General features: G+C 68.4%; 1 protein-coding gene. It reads left to right on the top strand.

What is annotated here, in order from left to right; genetic code table 11:
* Nucleotides 1-164: 164 nt before the first annotated feature.
* Nucleotides 165-983 (top strand): 3-isopropylmalate dehydrogenase (gene leuB, locus AX709_RS18070; RefSeq protein ID WP_066551372.1); only part of this gene is annotated, 819 nt, incomplete at its 3' end.

Raw genomic sequence — 983 nt, 5'->3', positions numbered from 1 at the left:
GGACCCCGGGCTTGACCCGGGGTCCCGCTGCCTCTTAGGCCGCGCGACATAGCGGGGCCCCGGGTCAAGCCCGGGGCGACGGATTCAGGGGTAAGTGCGCGCAATGGCGTTCGAAGTGCTTGCCCTCCTCTTGGGCATGCGCGCGGGGAGTGGGGAAAGCAGGCATGGCATTGATCGCGGTACTCGCAGGCGACGGCATCGGGCCGGAAGTGACGGCAGCCGCCGTGCGCGTGCTGAACACGCTGGGGCTGGGTCTCACCTTCGAGGAAGCGCCGGTTGGCGGGGCGGCCTATGCCGCGAACGGGCATCCGTTGCCGCCGGCGACACTCGATCTGGCCCGGCGGGCGGACGCGATCCTGTTCGGCGCGGTCGGCGATCCGCGCTTCGATGCGGTCGAGCGGCGGTTGCGCCCCGAACAGGCGATATTGGGCCTGCGCGCCGAATTGGGGCTGTTCGCCAATCTGCGCCCCGCGCGGTTGATGCCGGGGCTGGAGGAGGCCTCCGCGCTGCGCCCCGAAGTCGCGCGTGCCATCGACCTGCTGATCGTGCGCGAGCTGAACGGCGACGTCTATTTCGGCGAGAAGGGGATGCGCACCACGCCCGATGGCCGCCGCGAAGGTTATGACGTGATGCGCTATGCCGAGGACGAGGTGCGGCGCATCGCGCATGTCGGGTTCCGGGCGGCGATGGGGCGTCAGCGGCGGTTGTGCTCGGTCGACAAGGCCAATGTGCTGGAAACCAGCCAATTGTGGCGCGACGTCGTGATCGAGGTCGCGGCCGACTATCCCAGCGTCGAGCTGACCCACATGTATGTCGACAATGCCGCGATGCAGCTGGTGCGCAATCCCGGCCAGTTCGACGTGATCCTGACCGGCAATTTGTTCGGCGACATCCTGTCGGATCAGGCGAGCATGTGCGTGGGATCGATCGGGATGCTGCCATCGGCCTCGCTCGATGCGGCGGGCAAGGGGCTGTACGAGCCG

This window comes from Sphingomonas sp. CCH15-F11 (genome assembly GCF_001557005.1).
Lineage (GTDB): Bacteria > Pseudomonadota > Alphaproteobacteria > Sphingomonadales > Sphingomonadaceae > Sphingomonas.
The sequence above is the reverse complement of the archived record's forward strand: the minus strand, read 5'-3'. Positions and strand labels throughout refer to the sequence as shown.